Below are 15,609 nucleotides of genomic sequence, written 5' to 3'. Positions count from 1 at the left end.
TTTATTACGTTCAAACTTTTCCTTTGCCACGGTTCTATACCTTTACAAATTCACCGTAAATTTAAGATTTCTTGCCGCTGATCACGTCTTCGGCAATGTTGCGCGGAGCCTCGGAGTACTTCAGGAACTCCATGGAATAGCTGGCACGCCCCTGGGACATGGAACGCACGTCGGTGGCGTAGCCGAACATCTCGGACAGCGGCACCTCGGCGCGAATCACTTTGCCGGAAACGGTGTCATCCATACCCTGGACGGTACCACGACGACGGTTCAGGTCGCCCATCACGTCACCCATGTACTCTTCCGGAGTGACCACTTCCACTTTCATGATCGGCTCCAGCAGGACCGCGCCGGCTTCCTTGGCGGCATTACGCACCGCCAGGCCACCCGCCATGCGGAAGGCGTTCTCATTGGAATCCACTTCGTGGTAGGAGCCATCATACAGAATGGCCTTCACACCCAGGATCGGATAACCGGCGAGCACGCCAGACTGCAGCTGCTCATCGATACCCTTCTGGATCGCGCCAAAGTACTCCTTCGGCACCACACCACCATGGATTTGTTCCTCGAACTGGAACTCCTCATCCCGGTCGATCGGCTCGAACTTAACCTTGACGTGACCATACTGACCACGACCACCGGACTGCTTGACGAACTTCCCTTCAACGTCGGCGGGCTTGGTGAAGGTTTCACGGTACGCCACCTGCGGCGCGCCCACGTTTGCTTCCACCTTGAACTCACGCTTCATGCGGTCAACGATGATGTCCAGGTGCAGCTCCCCCATACCGGAGATGATGGTCTGGCCGGTCTCTTCGTCGGTCTTCACGCGGAAAGAGGGGTCTTCCTGAGCCAGACGCCCCAGCGCCAGCCCCATCTTTTCCTGGTCAGCCTTGGATTTGGGCTCCACCGCCACGGAAATTACCGGCTCGGGGAATTCCATCCGCTCCAGCACGATCACCTTGTTCTGATCACACAGGGTGTCACCGGTGGTGACATCCTTCAGCCCCACGCAAGCGGCGATGTCGCCGGCACGGACTTCCTTGATCTCTTCACGGCTGTTCGCATGCATCTGCAGCAGACGACCGATCCGCTCCTTTTTCAACTTCACGGAGTTCATCACGCTGTCACCGGAGTTCACCACGCCGGAGTAAACACGGATGAAGGTCAGAGAGCCCACAAACGGGTCGGTAGCGATCTTGAAGGCCAGGGCGGAGAAGGGCTCATCGTCAGACGACTTGCGGGACTCAACGGTCTCACCATCTTCCAGCGTACCCTGAATCGCCTTCACCTCATCCGGAGCAGGCAGGAATTCAACCACCGCGTCGAGCATGGCCTGAACGCCCTTGTTCTTGAACGCGGAGCCGCACAGAGCCAGAACGATTTCATTGGCCAGAACCTGCTGACGCAGCCCGGTCTTGATCTCTTCATTATTGAGATCACCCTCGTCCAGGTACTTCTCCATCAGCTCTTCGGACGCTTCCGCCGCGGATTCCACCATCTGCTCGCGCAGTTCGGCGCAACGACCGGCGATATCTTCCGGAATATCGCGCTCGTCATAGGTCATCCCCATGTCGTCTTCGTTCCAGAAGATCGCCTTCATGCGGAGCAGGTCGACCACGCCCTTGAACTCGTCTTCCGCGCCAATGTTGTATTGGATCGGCACGACCTTGGCCCCCAGACGGGTGCGAATCTGGTCGCATACGCGATCGAAGTTGGCGCCGGCACGGTCCATTTTGTTAACGAACACGATACGGGGCACTTCATACTTGTTGGCCTGACGCCACACCGTTTCGGACTGCGGCTCCACACCGGAAGTACCGCAGAACACCACAACGGCACCGTCAAGCACCCGCAGGGAACGCTCCACCTCGATGGTGAAGTCCACGTGCCCGGGAGTGTCGATGATGTTAATGCGATGCTGTTCGTACTGCTTGTCCATGCCCTGCCAGAAACAGGTGGTCGCGGCGGAGGTAATAGTGATACCCCGCTCTTGCTCCTGCTCCATCCAGTCCATGGTCGCGGCACCATCATGCACTTCACCGATTTTGTGAGACACACCGGTGTAGAACAGAACCCGCTCGGTGGTGGTGGTTTTACCCGCGTCCACGTGGGCGCAGATACCGATGTTGCGATAGCGGTTGAGAGGAGTCTTACGTGCCACGCTGCTAACCTCGAGTCTCTGAATCCAATACAAAAACCGGCCTGATCGAAGGCCGGTTTACTCTGTCTACGCTCTGCCTTAGAAGCGGAAGTGGGAGAAGGCCTTGTTCGCCTCCGCCATGCGGTGTACGTCTTCCCGCTTCTTCATCGCCGCGCCTTTACCTTCAGCGGCGTCCATCACCTCACCGGCGAGGCGCTGGGCCATGCTCTTCTCACCCCGCTTACGCGCGGAGTCCACCAGCCAACGCATGGCCAGGGCGGTACGACGACTGGGGCGAACCTCCACCGGCACCTGGTAGGTGGCGCCACCAACACGACGGCTCTTCACCTCGACCACCGGGCGGATGTTATCCAGGGCTTTCTCGAACAGCTCCAGGGCTTCACCGCTCTTACGCTCGGTCACGATATCCAGAGCGCCGTAGACGATACGCTCGGCGACGGATTTCTTACCGTCCACCATTACGTGGTTCATGAACTTGGCCAGCAACTGGCTTCCAAATTTCGGATCCGGCAGGATCTCACGTTTGGCAACGACGCGTCTTCTTGGCATCGGATGTGTTCCTCTTACTACCCGCGGGGCGGGAATGCTTCAGGTTATCCGGGACCAGGCCCGGCCTTACTCATCCTACCGGGAGCAACGCCCGGCTGTATGAATAGGGTTACGACTTACTTCTTCGGCCGCTTGGCACCGTATTTGGAACGGCGCTGCTTGCGATCCTGAACACCGGCGGTATCCAGGGTGCCACGCACGGTGTGATAGCGCACACCAGGCAGGTCTTTAACACGACCGCCACGGATCAGCACCACGGAGTGCTCCTGCAGGTTATGGCCTTCTCCCGGGATATAGGAAGACACTTCATAACCGTTGGTCAGACGCACCCGGCACACTTTACGCAGCGCGGAGTTCGGCTTTTTCGGGGTAGTGGTGTACACCCGGGTGCAAACGCCGCGACGCTGCGGGCAGCCCTGCAGGGCGACCGAGTCGCTTTTCTCTACCTTGCTTTTGCGCGGGTTGCGCACCAGCTGGTTTACAGTTGCCATGAAACTACTGCTCCACGCTTACAGTTCTGTGACGAACTGACTTGATTGTCAGATTTTCGCCACCCGATTCCTACCTACAGAATAGGGGCGAGCGATTCTAGGGACCCCCCGGCACCAAGTCAAGATGCCGGGGGGCCTGGATGGCGCTTAATTCCTGGTCCCTTACTCCTGACCCTTTACTCCTGGCCAGAGGAGCTGAGCGCCTCGGACAGGGCCGCTTCCACCTCGTCCATGGTCGGACCGTCGCCGCGGGCATCCGCACGCTGGCGCCGGCGATCCATGTGGTAGGCATAGCCGGTCCCGGCCGGAATCAGACGACCCACGACCACGTTCTCCTTGAGACCGCGGAGGTCATCTTCCTTCCCGGTTACCGCCGCTTCGGTCAACACCCGGGTGGTCTCCTGGAAGGAGGCCGCGGAGATGAACGATTCGGTGGCCAGGGAAGCCTTGGTGATACCCAGCAGCATCCGCTCGAACTGAGGCCGCATCTTGTCTTCACCTTTCAGGCGATCCAGCTCTTCCATCACCCGGGCGTATTCCACTTGCTCGCCCTTGATGAAGGTCGATTCGCCCACTTCGCTGATTTCCACCTTACGCAACATTTGGCGGATGATCGTTTCGATATGCTTATCGTTGATCTTCACACCCTGCAGGCGGTAAACCTCCTGCACTTCGTTGACGATATAACGGGCCAGCTCCACCTCACCTTTGAGACGCAGAATGTCATGCGGGTTCAGCGGGCCGTCGGAAACCACCTCGCCTTTCTCCACGTGCTCACCTTCGAACACGTTGAGCTGGCGCCATTTGGGGATCAGTTCCTCGTAGGTGTCGCCACCATCGTCCGGGGTGATCACCAAACGTACCTTGCCCTTGGTTTCCTTGCCGAAGGACACGGTACCGGTTTTTTCCGCCAGAATAGCCGCTTCCTTAGGATTGCGGGCCTCGAACAGGTCCGCCACCCGCGGCAGACCACCGGTGATGTCACGGGTTTTGGAAGACTCCTGCGGAATCCGCGCGATCACGTCCCCCACCATGATATCGGCACCGTTCTTCAGGCCACACAGCGCACCGCCAGGCAGGAAGTAGTTGGCCGGGGCGTCGGTATTCGGCAGGCTTACCGCCTTACCTTTGCCATCCACCACACGAACCACCGGACGCAGGTCCTTGCCCGCGGACGGACGGTCCTGACTCGGCATCACTTCGATGTTGGTCAGACCGGTCAGCTCATCGGTCTGATAAGTAACGGCGATACCTTCTTCCATATCACCGAACAGCACCTTACCCGCCGCTTCGGCGATGATCGGGTGAGTGTGCGGGTCCCAGGTCGCCACGACCTGACCACCGTCCACGGAATCCCCTTCGCTCACCGTAACCAGAGCACCGTAGGGCACCTTGTAGCGCTCGCGCTCGCGGCCCAGATCATCGGCCACCGCCAGCTCGGCTGAGCGGGAAACGATCACCAGACCGTCTTTGTGGGTCACGTGCTTGGCGTTGTGGAAACGCACCTTGCCGCCGTGCTTGATCTGGATGCTGGACACCGCGGAGGCCCGGCTTGCCGCGCCACCGATGTGGAAGGTCCGCATGGTCAGCTGGGTACCCGGCTCACCAATGGACTGGGCCGCGATCACGCCGACAGCCTCACCCACGTTGACCTGATGGCCACGGGCCAGATCACGGCCGTAACAGGAGGAACACACGCCCCAACGGGTGGCACAGGTGATGGAGGAACGCACCTTCACTTCGTCCACACCCATGGTTTCCAGCTTGTCCACCCATACTTCGTCCAACAGGGTGCCGGCTTCCACGGCCACTTCGTCCTGGTTCAGCGGGTTCATCACGTCGCGGGCCACGACCCGGCCCAGCACCCGCTCACGCAGGGGCTCGACCACATCGCCACCCTCGATCAGCGGGGTCATGATCAGCCCCTGCTCGGTGCCGCAGTCTTCCTCGGTGATCACCAAATCCTGGGCCACGTCCACCAGACGACGGGTCAGGTAACCGGAGTTCGCGGTTTTCAGTGCGGTATCCGCCAGACCTTTCCGGGCACCGTGAGTGGAGATGAAGTACTGCAGTACGTTCAGACCTTCACGGAAGTTACTGGTAATCGGCGTTTCGATAATGGAGCCGTCCGGCTTGGCCATCAGGCCGCGCATACCGGCCAGCTGACGAATCTGGGCGGCGGAACCCCGCGCCCCGGAATCGGCCATCATGAAGATGGAGTTGAAGGAGCCCTGCTCTTCATCCTTGCCTTCGCGGTTTTTCACCACTTCGGTCTTCAGGTTCTCCATCATCGCCTTGGCGATCTGGTCGTTGGTACGAGACCAGATGTCCACAACCTTGTTGTAGCGCTCACCGCGGGTTACCAGACCGGAAGCGAATTGCTCCTCGATCTCGCGCACCTCTTCCTCGGCCTTGCCGATCAGCTCGTACTTGGCCTGCGGAATAACCATGTCCTCCACACCGATGGAGGAGCCGGACAGGGTCGCTTCACGGAAGCCCAGATACATGATCTGGTCAGCGAAGATACAGGTTTCCTTGGTGCCCAGAATCCGGTAGCAGGTGTTCAGCAGCTTGGAGATCGCCTTCTTGGTCATGTTCTGGTTGACCATGTCGAAGCCGATGCCTTCCGGCACGATGTCCCAAATTTTACAGCGGCCCGGAGTGGTATCCGCGATACGCCATTCCCGGTGAATGTTACCTTCCTGGTCCTTGACCACATCCTCCAGGCGCACCTTGATACGAGCGTGCAGATCCACCTCTTTGGTGCCCAGAGCGCGCATCACTTCCTTGGTGTCGGCGAACACCCGGCCTTCGCCGTTGACGTTCACCTTCTCACGGCTGATGTAGTACAGACCCAGCACCACGTCCTGGGTCGGACCGATGATCGGCTCACCGTTGGCCGGAGACAGGATGTTGTTGGTGGACATCATCAGTGCCCGGGCTTCGAGCTGCGCTTCCAGGGTCAGCGGTACGTGCACCGCCATCTGGTCACCGTCAAAGTCGGCGTTGAAGGCGGCACACACCAGCGGGTGCAGCTGAATCGCCTTACCCTCGATCAGTACCGGCTCGAACGCCTGGATGCCGAGACGGTGCAGGGTCGGCGCCCGGTTCAACATCACCGGGTGCTCGCGGATCACCTCGGCCAGAATGTCCCAGACCTCGGCGGTTTCGCGCTCGACCATCTTCTTGGCCGCCTTGATGGTGGTGGCCAGGCCGCGCCCTTCCAGTTTGGAGAAAATGAACGGCTTGAACAGCTCCAGCGCCATCTTCTTCGGCAGGCCGCACTCGTGCAGCTTCAGGGTCGGCCCCACCACGATCACGGAACGACCGGAGTAGTCCACCCGCTTACCGAGCAGGTTCTGACGGAAACGCCCTTGCTTACCCTTGATCATATCCGCCAGGGACTTCAGCGGGCGCTTGTTGGAACCGGTGATGGCACGGCCGCGGCGGCCGTTATCCAGCAGCGCGTCCACGGACTCCTGCAGCATGCGTTTTTCGTTACGCACGATGATGTCCGGGGCATTCAGGTCCAGCAGGCGCTTGAGACGGTTGTTCCGGTTGATCACCCGGCGATACAGATCGTTCAGATCGGAAGTGGCGAAGCGGCCACCATCCAGCGGCACCAGCGGACGCAGATCCGGCGGCAGCACTGGCAGAACGGTCATGATCATCCACTCCGGTTCATTACCGGAAGCCTGGAAGGCCTCCATCAGCTTCAGCCGCTTGGACAGCTTCTTCAGCTTGGTGTCGGAGTTGGTGGAGTCGATCTCTTCACGCAGAGTGTTGATCTCGTCGCGCAGATCCAGGTCCTGCAGAAGCTGTTGCACCGCCTCCGCGCCCATCTTCGCTTCGAACTCATCACCGAACTGTTCCAGCGCATCGAAGTACTCTTCGTCGGTCAGCAGCTGGCCACGTTCCAGGGTGGTCATGCCCGGTTCGGTCACGACAAAGGATTCGAAGTACAGCACCCGCTCGATGTCGCGCAGGGTCATGTCCAGCATCAGACCGATGCGGGACGGCAGCGACTTCAGGAACCAGATGTGGGCGACCGGGCTGGCCAGTTCAATATGACCCATGCGCTCACGGCGAACCTTGGAGAGAGTGACCTCAACGCCACATTTCTCACAGATCACACCACGGTGTTTGAGACGCTTGTACTTACCGCACAGGCATTCGTAGTCCTTGATCGGACCAAAAATGCGCGCGCAGAACAGGCCATCACGCTCCGGCTTAAAGGTCCGGTAGTTAATGGTCTCCGGCTTCTTCACTTCGCCAAAAGACCAGGAGCGGATCAGGTCCGGCGGTGCCAGACCGATTCGGATCTTGTCAAACTCCGTGACTTGTCCCTGACTTTTGAGCAAATTCAGCAAGTCTTTCAAGGCCAGTCCTCCGTATGGAGCTTTCGCTCGCGATTCTTTCCTACTAAATCCGGGTCAGGCAGTGGCGCCGCTCTGTTGTTGGAAGAGCGGCGCCGCGACCTCAGTCGTTTTCCAGCTCGATGTTGATACCGAGGGAGCGGATTTCCTTCAACAGCACGTTGAAGGATTCCGGCATGCCCGGATCCATCCGGTGGTCTCCGTCGACGATGTTCTTGTAGATGCGCGTGCGCCCATTCACATCGTCGGATTTCACGGTGAGCATTTCCTGCAGAGTGTAGGCGGCGCCATAGGCCTCCAGTGCCCACACTTCCATCTCACCGAAACGCTGACCACCGAACTGCGCCTTACCACCCAACGGTTGCTGGGTAACCAGGCTGTAGGAACCGGTGGAACGCGCGTGCATCTTGTCGTCCACCAAGTGGTTCAGTTTCAACATGTACATGTAGCCGACGGTTACCTTACGGTCGAACTTCTCGCCGGTACGGCCATCCCACAGTTCGATCTGGCCGGAACGGTCCCGCTTGGCCAACTCCAACAGCGCCTTGATTTCGTACTCTTTGGCACCGTCGAATACCGCGGTCGCCATCGGCACACCGCCGCGCAGATTGCTGGCCAGTTCGATGATTTCATCATCGGAGAACTCGTCCAGGCTTTCGCGGCTGCCACCGGCGCCGGTGCGGTTGTAGATCTGATCGAGGAAGTCACGCACTTCGGCAACTTTCTTCTGCTCGTCCAGCATCTCGCCGATGCGCTCGCCCAGACCTTTGGCGGCCCAGCCGAGGTGGGTTTCAAGAATCTGACCCACGTTCATCCGCGACGGCACACCCAGCGGGTTCAACACCACATCCACCGGAACACCGTTGTCGTCATACGGCATATCTTCCTCGGGCATGATCACGGAGATCACACCTTTGTTACCGTGACGACCGGCCATCTTGTCACCGGGCTGGATACGACGCTTGATTGCCAGGTAAACCTTGACCACCTTCAGAACACCGTGGGACAGATCGTCACCGCCGGAGATCTTGGCCTGCTTGTCCTTGTAGCGCTCGTCCTGTTCTTTCTTGTGCTGCTCCAGATACTGGTGCGCACGTTCGAGCTGTTCGGCCACGTCCTCGTCCGCCGGGCGCAGTTCAAACCATTTGTCCGCATCCAGTTCATCAAGGACCTCGTTGGTCATCTGAGTGCCACGCTTGAGACCAGCACCGCCGTTGACCTTCTTGCCGGCCATCACGGAACGCAGACGATCCAGGATGTCCTGCTCGAGGATCCGGTACTCGTCTTTCAGGTCCTTGCGGAATTTCTCCAGGGCCTCTTGCTCGATCTGCTTGGCGCGCTCGTCTTTCTCAACACCGTCACGAGTAAACACCTGCACATCGATGACCGTGCCCTTGACGCCGGAGGAAACCCGCAGAGAGGTATCCTTCACGTCGGACGCCTTCTCACCGAAGATGGCGCGCAACAGCTTCTCTTCCGGAGTGAGCTGGGTCTCGCCTTTCGGCGTGACCTTGCCTACCAGAATGTCCCCGGCTTCCACTTCCGCACCGATGTAGACGATGCCGGACTCATCCAGCTTCGCTAGCGCCGCCTCACCCACGTTGGGAATATCCGCAGTGATCTCTTCGGCACCCAGCTTGGTGTCCCGGGCAATCGCGGTCAGCTCCTGGATGTGGATGGAGGTAAAACGATCCTCCTTCACTACCCGTTCGGAGATGAGAATGGAGTCCTCGAAGTTGTAACCGTTCCAGGGCATGAAGGCGACGCGCATGTTCTGACCCAGCGCCAGCTCGCCCATGTCCACGGACGGGCCATCCGCCATGATGTCGCGGGCCGCCACCTTGTCACCCACTTTCACCAGCGGACGCTGGTTGATGCAGGTGTTCTGGTTGGAGCGGGTGTATTTGGTCAGGTTGTAAATGTCCACGCCGGCCTCACCCTCGGCCACTTCATCGTCGTTGACTTTGACGATGATGCGCGAAGCATCCACCTTGTCGACCACGCCACCACGCTGGGCCACCACGCAAACCCCGGAGTCCCGGGCCACGTGACGCTCGAAGCCAGTGCCCACCAGAGGCTTGTCAGCACGCAGCGTCGGCACCGCCTGGCGTTGCATGTTGGAGCCCATCAGCGCCCGGTTGGCGTCATCGTGCTCCAGGAACGGAATCAGGGACGCGGCCACGGATACCACCTGACGCGGCGAGACATCCATATGGGTAATGGTGTCGCGCTCCATGACGGTGAATTCGTAGCGGTGCCGTACGGTGACGAAGTCTTCCACGAAGCCGCCGTCATCGTTCATCTTGGCATCCACCTGAGCGATCACACACTCGGCTTCCTCGATGGCGGACAAGTACTCGATCTCGTCGCTCACCTTGCCGTCGATCACTTTACGGTACGGGGATTCCAGGAAACCGTACTCGTTGGTGCGCGCGTAGCTCGCCAGGGAGTTGATCAGACCGATGTTCGGACCTTCAGGGGTCTCGATCGGGCACACGCGACCGTAGTGCGTCGGGTGCACGTCGCGCACCTCAAAGCCGGCACGCTCGCGGGTCAGACCACCCGGGCCCAACGCGGACACCCGGCGTTTGTGGGTGACCTCGGAAAGCGGGTTGTTCTGGTCCATGAACTGCGACAGCTGGGAGGAGCCGAAGAACTCCTTCACCGCGGCAGCCACCGGCTTGGCGTTGATCAGATCTTGCGGCATCAGCCCTTCGGATTCCGCCAGGCTCAGACGCTCTTTCACCGCCCGCTCAACACGCACCAGGCCTACGCGGAACTGGTTTTCCGCCATCTCGCCCACGGACCGCACACGGCGGTTGCCGAGGTGGTCGATATCGTCCACCACGCCATTACCGTTGCGGATATCCACCAGCGTCTTGAGCACGTCGACGACATCAGACACTTCGCTGCCGAGCTGTTCGTGGTATTGCTTGCCTTCCTCATCGGTACGGGCACTGAAGTAGCGGCCGTCGTAGAGGATGCCCGGACCGGTTTCGATTTCCCGACCGAGACGACGATTGAACTTCATCCGGCCCACGCCAGAGAGATCGTAACGTTCGTCGGTGAAGAACAGGTTCTTGAACAGATTTTCCGCCGCTTCCTTGGTCGGCGGCTCACCCGGGCGCATCATCCGATAGATTTCCACCAGCGCCTCAAGCGGGCTGCGGGTGGGGTCGGCGCGCAGGGTATCGGCAATGAACGGACCGTGGTCCAGATCATTGGTGTACAGAGTTTCAAAACGGGTAACACCCGCCTTGCTCAGTTTTTCCAGGACATCGGCGGTCAGCTCGGTATTACACTCGACCAGAATTTCGCCGGTATCCTCATCAATGATGGATTTGGCCAGATAACGGCCCTGGAGGTATTCCGCCGGAATCTCCAGGTATTCGATATTGGCTTTCTCCAATTGACGGATGTGGCGCGCGGTTACCCGGCGGCCACGCTCCACCACCACTTCGTCACCGGCAAAGATGTCGAAGGTGGCGGTTTCGCCACGGAGACGCTCCGGCACGAGACGCATGCGATAGACATCGCCTTCGCTCAGAATCTCGTTGGTGTCGAAGAACATCTCCAGAACTTCATCGGAGGTGTAGCCCAGCGCACGCAGAAGAATCGTCGCCGGCAGCTTGCGGCGGCGATCGATACGTACGTAGACCAGATCCTTCGGATCGAATTCGAAGTCCAGCCAGGAACCACGGTAGGGAATCACCCGGGCGGAATACAGCAGCTTGCCGGAAGAGTGGGTTTTACCCTTGTCGTGGTCAAAGAACACACCCGGAGAGCGGTGCAGCTGGGACACGATGACCCGCTCGGTACCATTGATCACGAAGGTACCGTTCTCGGTCATCAGTGGGATCTCGCCCATGTAGACCTGCTGCTCACGGATGTCCTTGATCGCGCCATTGGACTCTTTGTCGTAGATCACCAACCGGATGCGCACGCGCAGCGGCGCGGCGTAGGTTGTGCCACGAATGATGCACTCTTTGACATCAAAGACCGGCTTGCCGAACTCATAGCCGGCATACTCCAAGGCCGCGTTGCCCGAGTAACTGGAAATCGGGAAAACGGACCGGAAGGCAGCTTCCAAGCCTTCTTCCAAGCGCGCCTCGGCGCCTTTATCCTGCTGTAGGAATTTGCGGTAAGAATCGAGCTGTATGGCCAGCAGGTACGGGACCTCCATGACCTTGGGAAGCTTGCCGAAATCTTTGCGGATCCGCTTTTTCTCAGTGAATGAGTATGCCATCTGCGTTCCTCGGCTGTTGACCACCTATCACCTCAGGGTGATATCTCTGCACGAAACCGTTCGTACAGAAACGACAAAAGGCTGGCAGCCCTTAAGCTGCCAGCCGGCGCCTTTCCTCGTTGTTGCGGAAAGACATTGCGTTACCGCGCTTACTTGAGCTCGGCGGTACCGCCAGCCTCTTCGATCTTTTTCTTGATCTCTTCGGCTTCGTCTTTGGAAACGCCTTCCTTGACCGGAGCAGGAGCGCCCTCGACCAAGTCTTTCGCTTCTTTCAGACCCAGACCAGTTACTTCGCGAACTGCCTTGATCACGCCGACTTTCTTGTCGCCGAAACCGGTCAGAACCACGTCGAATTCGGTCTGCTCTTCCGCGGCGGCACCAGCGTCGCCACCGGCAGCTGCCGGAGCGGCTGCCACTGCGGCAGCTGCGGTTACGCCAAACTTCTCTTCCATGGCCTCGATCAGTTCGACGAGGTCCATAACGCTCATTTCAGCAACTGCGCTGAGGATATCTTCTTTGGAAACGGCCATTTTCAATCTCCTAAATCACCGTACGGGCGATCACGATTGGATCGGGTAGTTACGCCGCCAGACTTAATGTCAGGCAGCTTCCTGCTGTTTCTTGTCCTTCACGGCCGCCATCGTGCGAACAAATTTGCCGGGCACCTCGTTGAGGGTACGAACAAACTTGGCCACCGGGGCCTGCATGACGGACAAAAGCTGAGCAAGGGCCTCGTCGCGGGTAGGCAGCTTGGCCAGGACATCGATATCCTGAGCGCCATACGCCACACCGCCGATAGCCAGTGCTTTCACTTCGAGCTTGTCATGATCCTTGGCGAAATCCTTGATGAGCCGAGCGGCAGCGCCCGGATCTTCTTGGGAAAACGCCAGGACAGTGGGGCCGACCAGCGAATCGTTGAGGCACGCATATTCGGTACCTTCAACAGCACGCTTGGCCAGCGTGTTCCGAACTACTTTCAGATACACGCCGGTTTCACGGGCCTTCTTGCGCAGCTCGGTCATCTGAGCCACGGAAAGACCACGATAGTCGGCAACCACTGCAGACAGCGCTTCGGAAGCAACAGCGTTCACCGAAGCCACAATCGCCCGTTTGTCCTCCAGATTCAAAGGCACAATTTACCTCCTGGATTCACAAACAAACCGGATTCCCAGACTGCATAACCGAGGATCCGGCGGTTGCCATGACCGGTTACCCGGTCGTTATCGCGGAAGCCAGCCCCTGCTTTGACACAGGATTTGCAACTACCGCGCCTACGCAGGCGGTCACCCCTTAACCATCCCCGAGACCTGAGCTCATAAAGCCAGACTGCGTCTCGCGGGACGGACCTGCGGTCTTTGACGCCCCGACGGCATGCCGCCGGGATCAAAGAACGTGAGCCACGCCAACCAATCGGCGCGACCCATATACCTTACATAGCCAGGGAGGCGGTATCGATCGCCAGACCCGGGCCCATGGTGCTGGACAGCGTTACTTTCTTGAAGTACGCGCCCTTGGCGGAAGCCGGTTTCGCCTTCTTCAGATCGGCGATCAGTGCTTCCACGTTTTCCTTGATGGCATTGGCATCGAAACCGATCTGACCAACGGTGCAGTGGATGATGCCACCTTTGTCGGTACGGTAACGCACCTGGCCGCCCTTGGCGTTTTTCACCGCCTGAGCCACATCCGGGGTCACGGTACCCACTTTCGGGTTCGGCATCAGGCCGCGAGGACCAAGGATGGTACCCAGCTTGCCGACCACGCGCATGGCGTCGGGAGAAGCAATCACCACATCAAAGTTGATTTCGCCGCCCTGAACCTGTTCGGCCAGGTCGTCAAAGCCCACCACGTCGGCGCCGGCCTCTTTCGCTTCTTCGGCTTTGGCGCCTTGAGCGAACACCGCCACACGAACGGTTTTTCCGGTACCGTGAGGCAGAACAGAAGCACCACGGACGTTCTGGTCGGATTTACGCGGGTCGACGCCCAGGTTCACCGCCACATCGATGGACTCTTTGAATTTCACCGCGGACAGCTCGGTCAACAGAGCTACCGCCTCTTCCACCGGGTACGCCTTGCCCGGCTCGATTTTTTCGCTGATGGCGCGGGCGCGTTTGGACAGCTTGGCCATTGATTAGTCCTCCACGTCCAGGCCCATGGAACGGGCGGAGCCCGCGATGGTGCGCACGGCGGCATCCAGATCGGCAGCCGTCAGATCTGGTTCTTTCGCCTTGGCGATCTCTTCCAGTTGCGCACGATTCACCTTGCCCACTTTTTTGGTGTTGGGCTCACCGGAACCGCTCTTGATACCCGCTGCTTTCTTCAGCAGGTAGGCAGCCGGCGGGGTCTTCATGGTGAAGGTGAAGGAACGGTCATTATAAACCGTAATCACCACCGGAACCGGCGCACCGGCATCCAGCTGTTGAGTCTGGGCGTTGAACGCCTTACAGAACTCCATGATATTCACACCATGCTGACCCAGCGCGGGGCCAACAGGCGGTGAAGGGTTAGCCTGACCCGCTGCCACCTGCAGCTTAATGTAGGCTTGTACTTTCTTAGCCATGGTATTGAGACTCCTTGGGTGCGAACGCCAGAATAAAACAGGCTCCCCTCAGGTTGTCGACAATCCGGCGAAGATCGCCGGGACGGGCGTCAGGTCTTTTCAACCTGACCGAATTCCAGCTCCACCGGGGTAGAGCGACCGAAAATAAGCACGGCCACGTGCAGCCGGCTCTTCTCGTAGTTGACTTCCTCGACCACACCATTGAAGTCGGCAAACGGTCCATCGACAACCCGCACCACTTCGCCGGGTTCGAACAGCGTCTTGGGCTTCGGCTTTTCGACCGCGTCATCCATGCGGCGCAGGATGGCATCCGCCTCTTTCTGAGTAATCGGTGAAACACGTCCGGGATTCTTCGGGTCTTCACCAATGAAGCCCATGACCTTCGGCGTTTCTTTTACCAAGTGCCAGGAGTCGTCGCACATCTCCATTTGCACCAGCACATAGCCTGGGAAAAATTTCCGCTCGGACTTACGTTTCTGACCGCCACGAATCTCGACCACCTCTTCGGTAGGCACGAGAATTTCGCCAAACAACTCTTCCATGGAGCGCAATTTGATGCGCTCTTCAAGAGCCCGTTTGACGTGCTTTTCAAAGCCGGAATAGGCGTGTACCACGTACCAGCGCTTAGCCATGTGTACCCCTTAGCCGATGAGCATCGAGATCAGGCCGCTGAGCGCCCAGTCGAGCACGAACAACAGCAGCGCCACGATCACCACGAAGACCAGAACGATCAGCGTGGTCTGCAGCGTTTCCTGACGGGTGGGCCACACCACCTTGCGCAGCTCCACCATGGAGTCCTTACGCAGTTGATTGAAGGACCTGCCCTGCTCGGTCTGCAAAGCCACGAAGGCCGCAACCAGGGCAACCGCCACCACGCCAAGGGCCCGATACAGGGGAGACACGTCGGAGAAATAGCTGTTGCCAAAAACAGCAGCGGCCACCAGAGCGGCAACGACGAGCCACTTGATGACCTCTAGAGTGGAGGACCCAGATTGCCCTTCAACTTTCTCGTTCATCTGCCGATGCACCCCGCCGCCTGACGGCAGCTCTGGGAAAATTGGCAGGCCAGGAGGGACTCGAACCCCCAACAGCCGGTTTTGGAGACCGGTGCTCTACCAATTGAACTACTGGCCTGTAACTCACTAATCAGAAACAAAACAGGCCGGAGCCGAAGCCCCGGCCTCGAATTGTCTTACTTTACGATCTTGGCCACCACGCCGGCGCCAACG

General features: G+C 59.0%; 11 protein-coding genes and 1 tRNA gene. All 12 read right to left on the bottom strand.

Annotated elements, in window-relative coordinates; all coding sequences use genetic code 11:
• Positions 1-61: 61 nt before the first annotated feature.
• Positions 62-2,161 carry an elongation factor G gene (gene fusA / locus MA04_RS21150; protein WP_262462696.1) on the bottom strand — a complete coding sequence of 700 codons (2,100 nt, stop codon included), beginning with the start codon at positions 2,159-2,161 and terminating at the stop codon, positions 62-64.
• A 78-nt stretch (positions 2,162-2,239) separates the two neighbouring features.
• The gene (gene rpsG, locus MA04_RS21145) at positions 2,240-2,710 is read right to left on the bottom strand and encodes a 30S ribosomal protein S7 (RefSeq protein ID WP_014996116.1); all 471 of its coding nucleotides are present in this window, start codon (positions 2,708-2,710) and stop codon (positions 2,240-2,242) included.
• Between the two features lie 116 nt (positions 2,711-2,826).
• Positions 2,827-3,201 carry a 30S ribosomal protein S12 gene (gene rpsL / locus MA04_RS21140; RefSeq protein WP_014996117.1) on the bottom strand — a complete coding sequence of 125 codons (375 nt, stop codon included), beginning with the start codon at positions 3,199-3,201 and terminating at the stop codon, positions 2,827-2,829.
• A 176-nt stretch (positions 3,202-3,377) separates the two neighbouring features.
• Entirely contained in the window at positions 3,378-7,580 is a 4,203-nt protein-coding gene (gene rpoC / locus MA04_RS21135) for a DNA-directed RNA polymerase subunit beta' (protein ID WP_163128151.1), read from the bottom strand.
• A gap of 100 nt (positions 7,581-7,680) precedes the next feature.
• The gene (gene rpoB, locus MA04_RS21130; protein WP_262462693.1) at positions 7,681-11,823 is read right to left on the bottom strand and encodes a DNA-directed RNA polymerase subunit beta; all 4,143 of its coding nucleotides are present in this window, start codon (positions 11,821-11,823) and stop codon (positions 7,681-7,683) included.
• Positions 11,824-11,972: 149 nt separating this feature from the next.
• Positions 11,973-12,353 carry a 50S ribosomal protein L7/L12 gene (gene rplL / locus MA04_RS21125; protein WP_014996120.1) on the bottom strand — a complete coding sequence of 127 codons (381 nt, stop codon included), beginning with the start codon at positions 12,351-12,353 and terminating at the stop codon, positions 11,973-11,975.
• A 69-nt stretch (positions 12,354-12,422) separates the two neighbouring features.
• The gene (gene rplJ / locus MA04_RS21120; protein WP_163128148.1) at positions 12,423-12,956 is read right to left on the bottom strand and encodes a 50S ribosomal protein L10; all 534 of its coding nucleotides are present in this window, start codon (positions 12,954-12,956) and stop codon (positions 12,423-12,425) included.
• A 296-nt stretch (positions 12,957-13,252) separates the two neighbouring features.
• Positions 13,253-13,948, bottom strand: coding sequence for a 50S ribosomal protein L1 (gene rplA / locus MA04_RS21115; protein ID WP_163128146.1), 696 nt, complete (start codon positions 13,946-13,948; stop codon positions 13,253-13,255).
• A gap of 3 nt (positions 13,949-13,951) precedes the next feature.
• Positions 13,952-14,380, bottom strand: coding sequence for a 50S ribosomal protein L11 (gene rplK, locus MA04_RS21110; RefSeq protein ID WP_014996123.1), 429 nt, complete (start codon positions 14,378-14,380; stop codon positions 13,952-13,954).
• An 89-nt stretch (positions 14,381-14,469) separates the two neighbouring features.
• On the bottom strand, positions 14,470-15,012 hold the full coding sequence (nusG, locus tag MA04_RS21105; protein WP_014996124.1) for a transcription termination/antitermination protein NusG: 543 nt from the start codon (positions 15,010-15,012) through the stop codon (positions 14,470-14,472).
• Between the two features lie 9 nt (positions 15,013-15,021).
• On the bottom strand, positions 15,022-15,396 hold the full coding sequence (secE, locus tag MA04_RS21100; protein ID WP_262462689.1) for a preprotein translocase subunit SecE: 375 nt from the start codon (positions 15,394-15,396) through the stop codon (positions 15,022-15,024).
• A 42-nt stretch (positions 15,397-15,438) separates the two neighbouring features.
• Positions 15,439-15,514 (bottom strand) — tRNA-Trp (locus MA04_RS21095).
• Positions 15,515-15,609 lie beyond the last annotated feature (95 nt).

The sequence above is a fragment of the Alloalcanivorax balearicus MACL04 genome, assembly GCF_025532145.1.
Classification (GTDB): Bacteria; Pseudomonadota; Gammaproteobacteria; order Pseudomonadales; family Alcanivoracaceae; genus Alloalcanivorax; species Alloalcanivorax balearicus.
The sequence above is the reverse complement of the archived record's forward strand: the minus strand, read 5'-3'. Positions and strand labels throughout refer to the sequence as shown.

Excerpts from the sequence above, each read along its gene's own strand:
- rpsG (WP_014996116.1), bottom strand. The coding sequence starts at position 2,710 with ATGCCAAGAAGACGCGTCGTTGCCAAACGTGAGATCCTGCCGGATCCG.
- rpsL (WP_014996117.1), bottom strand. The coding sequence starts at position 3,201 with ATGGCAACTGTAAACCAGCTGGTGCGCAACCCGCGCAAAAGCAAGGTA.
- rpoB (WP_262462693.1), bottom strand. The coding sequence starts at position 11,823 with ATGGCATACTCATTCACTGAGAAAAAGCGGATCCGCAAAGATTTCGGC.
- rplL (WP_014996120.1), bottom strand. The coding sequence starts at position 12,353 with ATGGCCGTTTCCAAAGAAGATATCCTCAGCGCAGTTGCTGAAATGAGC.
- rplA (WP_163128146.1), bottom strand. The coding sequence starts at position 13,948 with ATGGCCAAGCTGTCCAAACGCGCCCGCGCCATCAGCGAAAAAATCGAG.
- rplK (WP_014996123.1), bottom strand. The coding sequence starts at position 14,380 with ATGGCTAAGAAAGTACAAGCCTACATTAAGCTGCAGGTGGCAGCGGGT.
- nusG (WP_014996124.1), bottom strand. The coding sequence starts at position 15,012 with ATGGCTAAGCGCTGGTACGTGGTACACGCCTATTCCGGCTTTGAAAAG.
- secE (WP_262462689.1), bottom strand. The coding sequence starts at position 15,396 with ATGAACGAGAAAGTTGAAGGGCAATCTGGGTCCTCCACTCTAGAGGTC.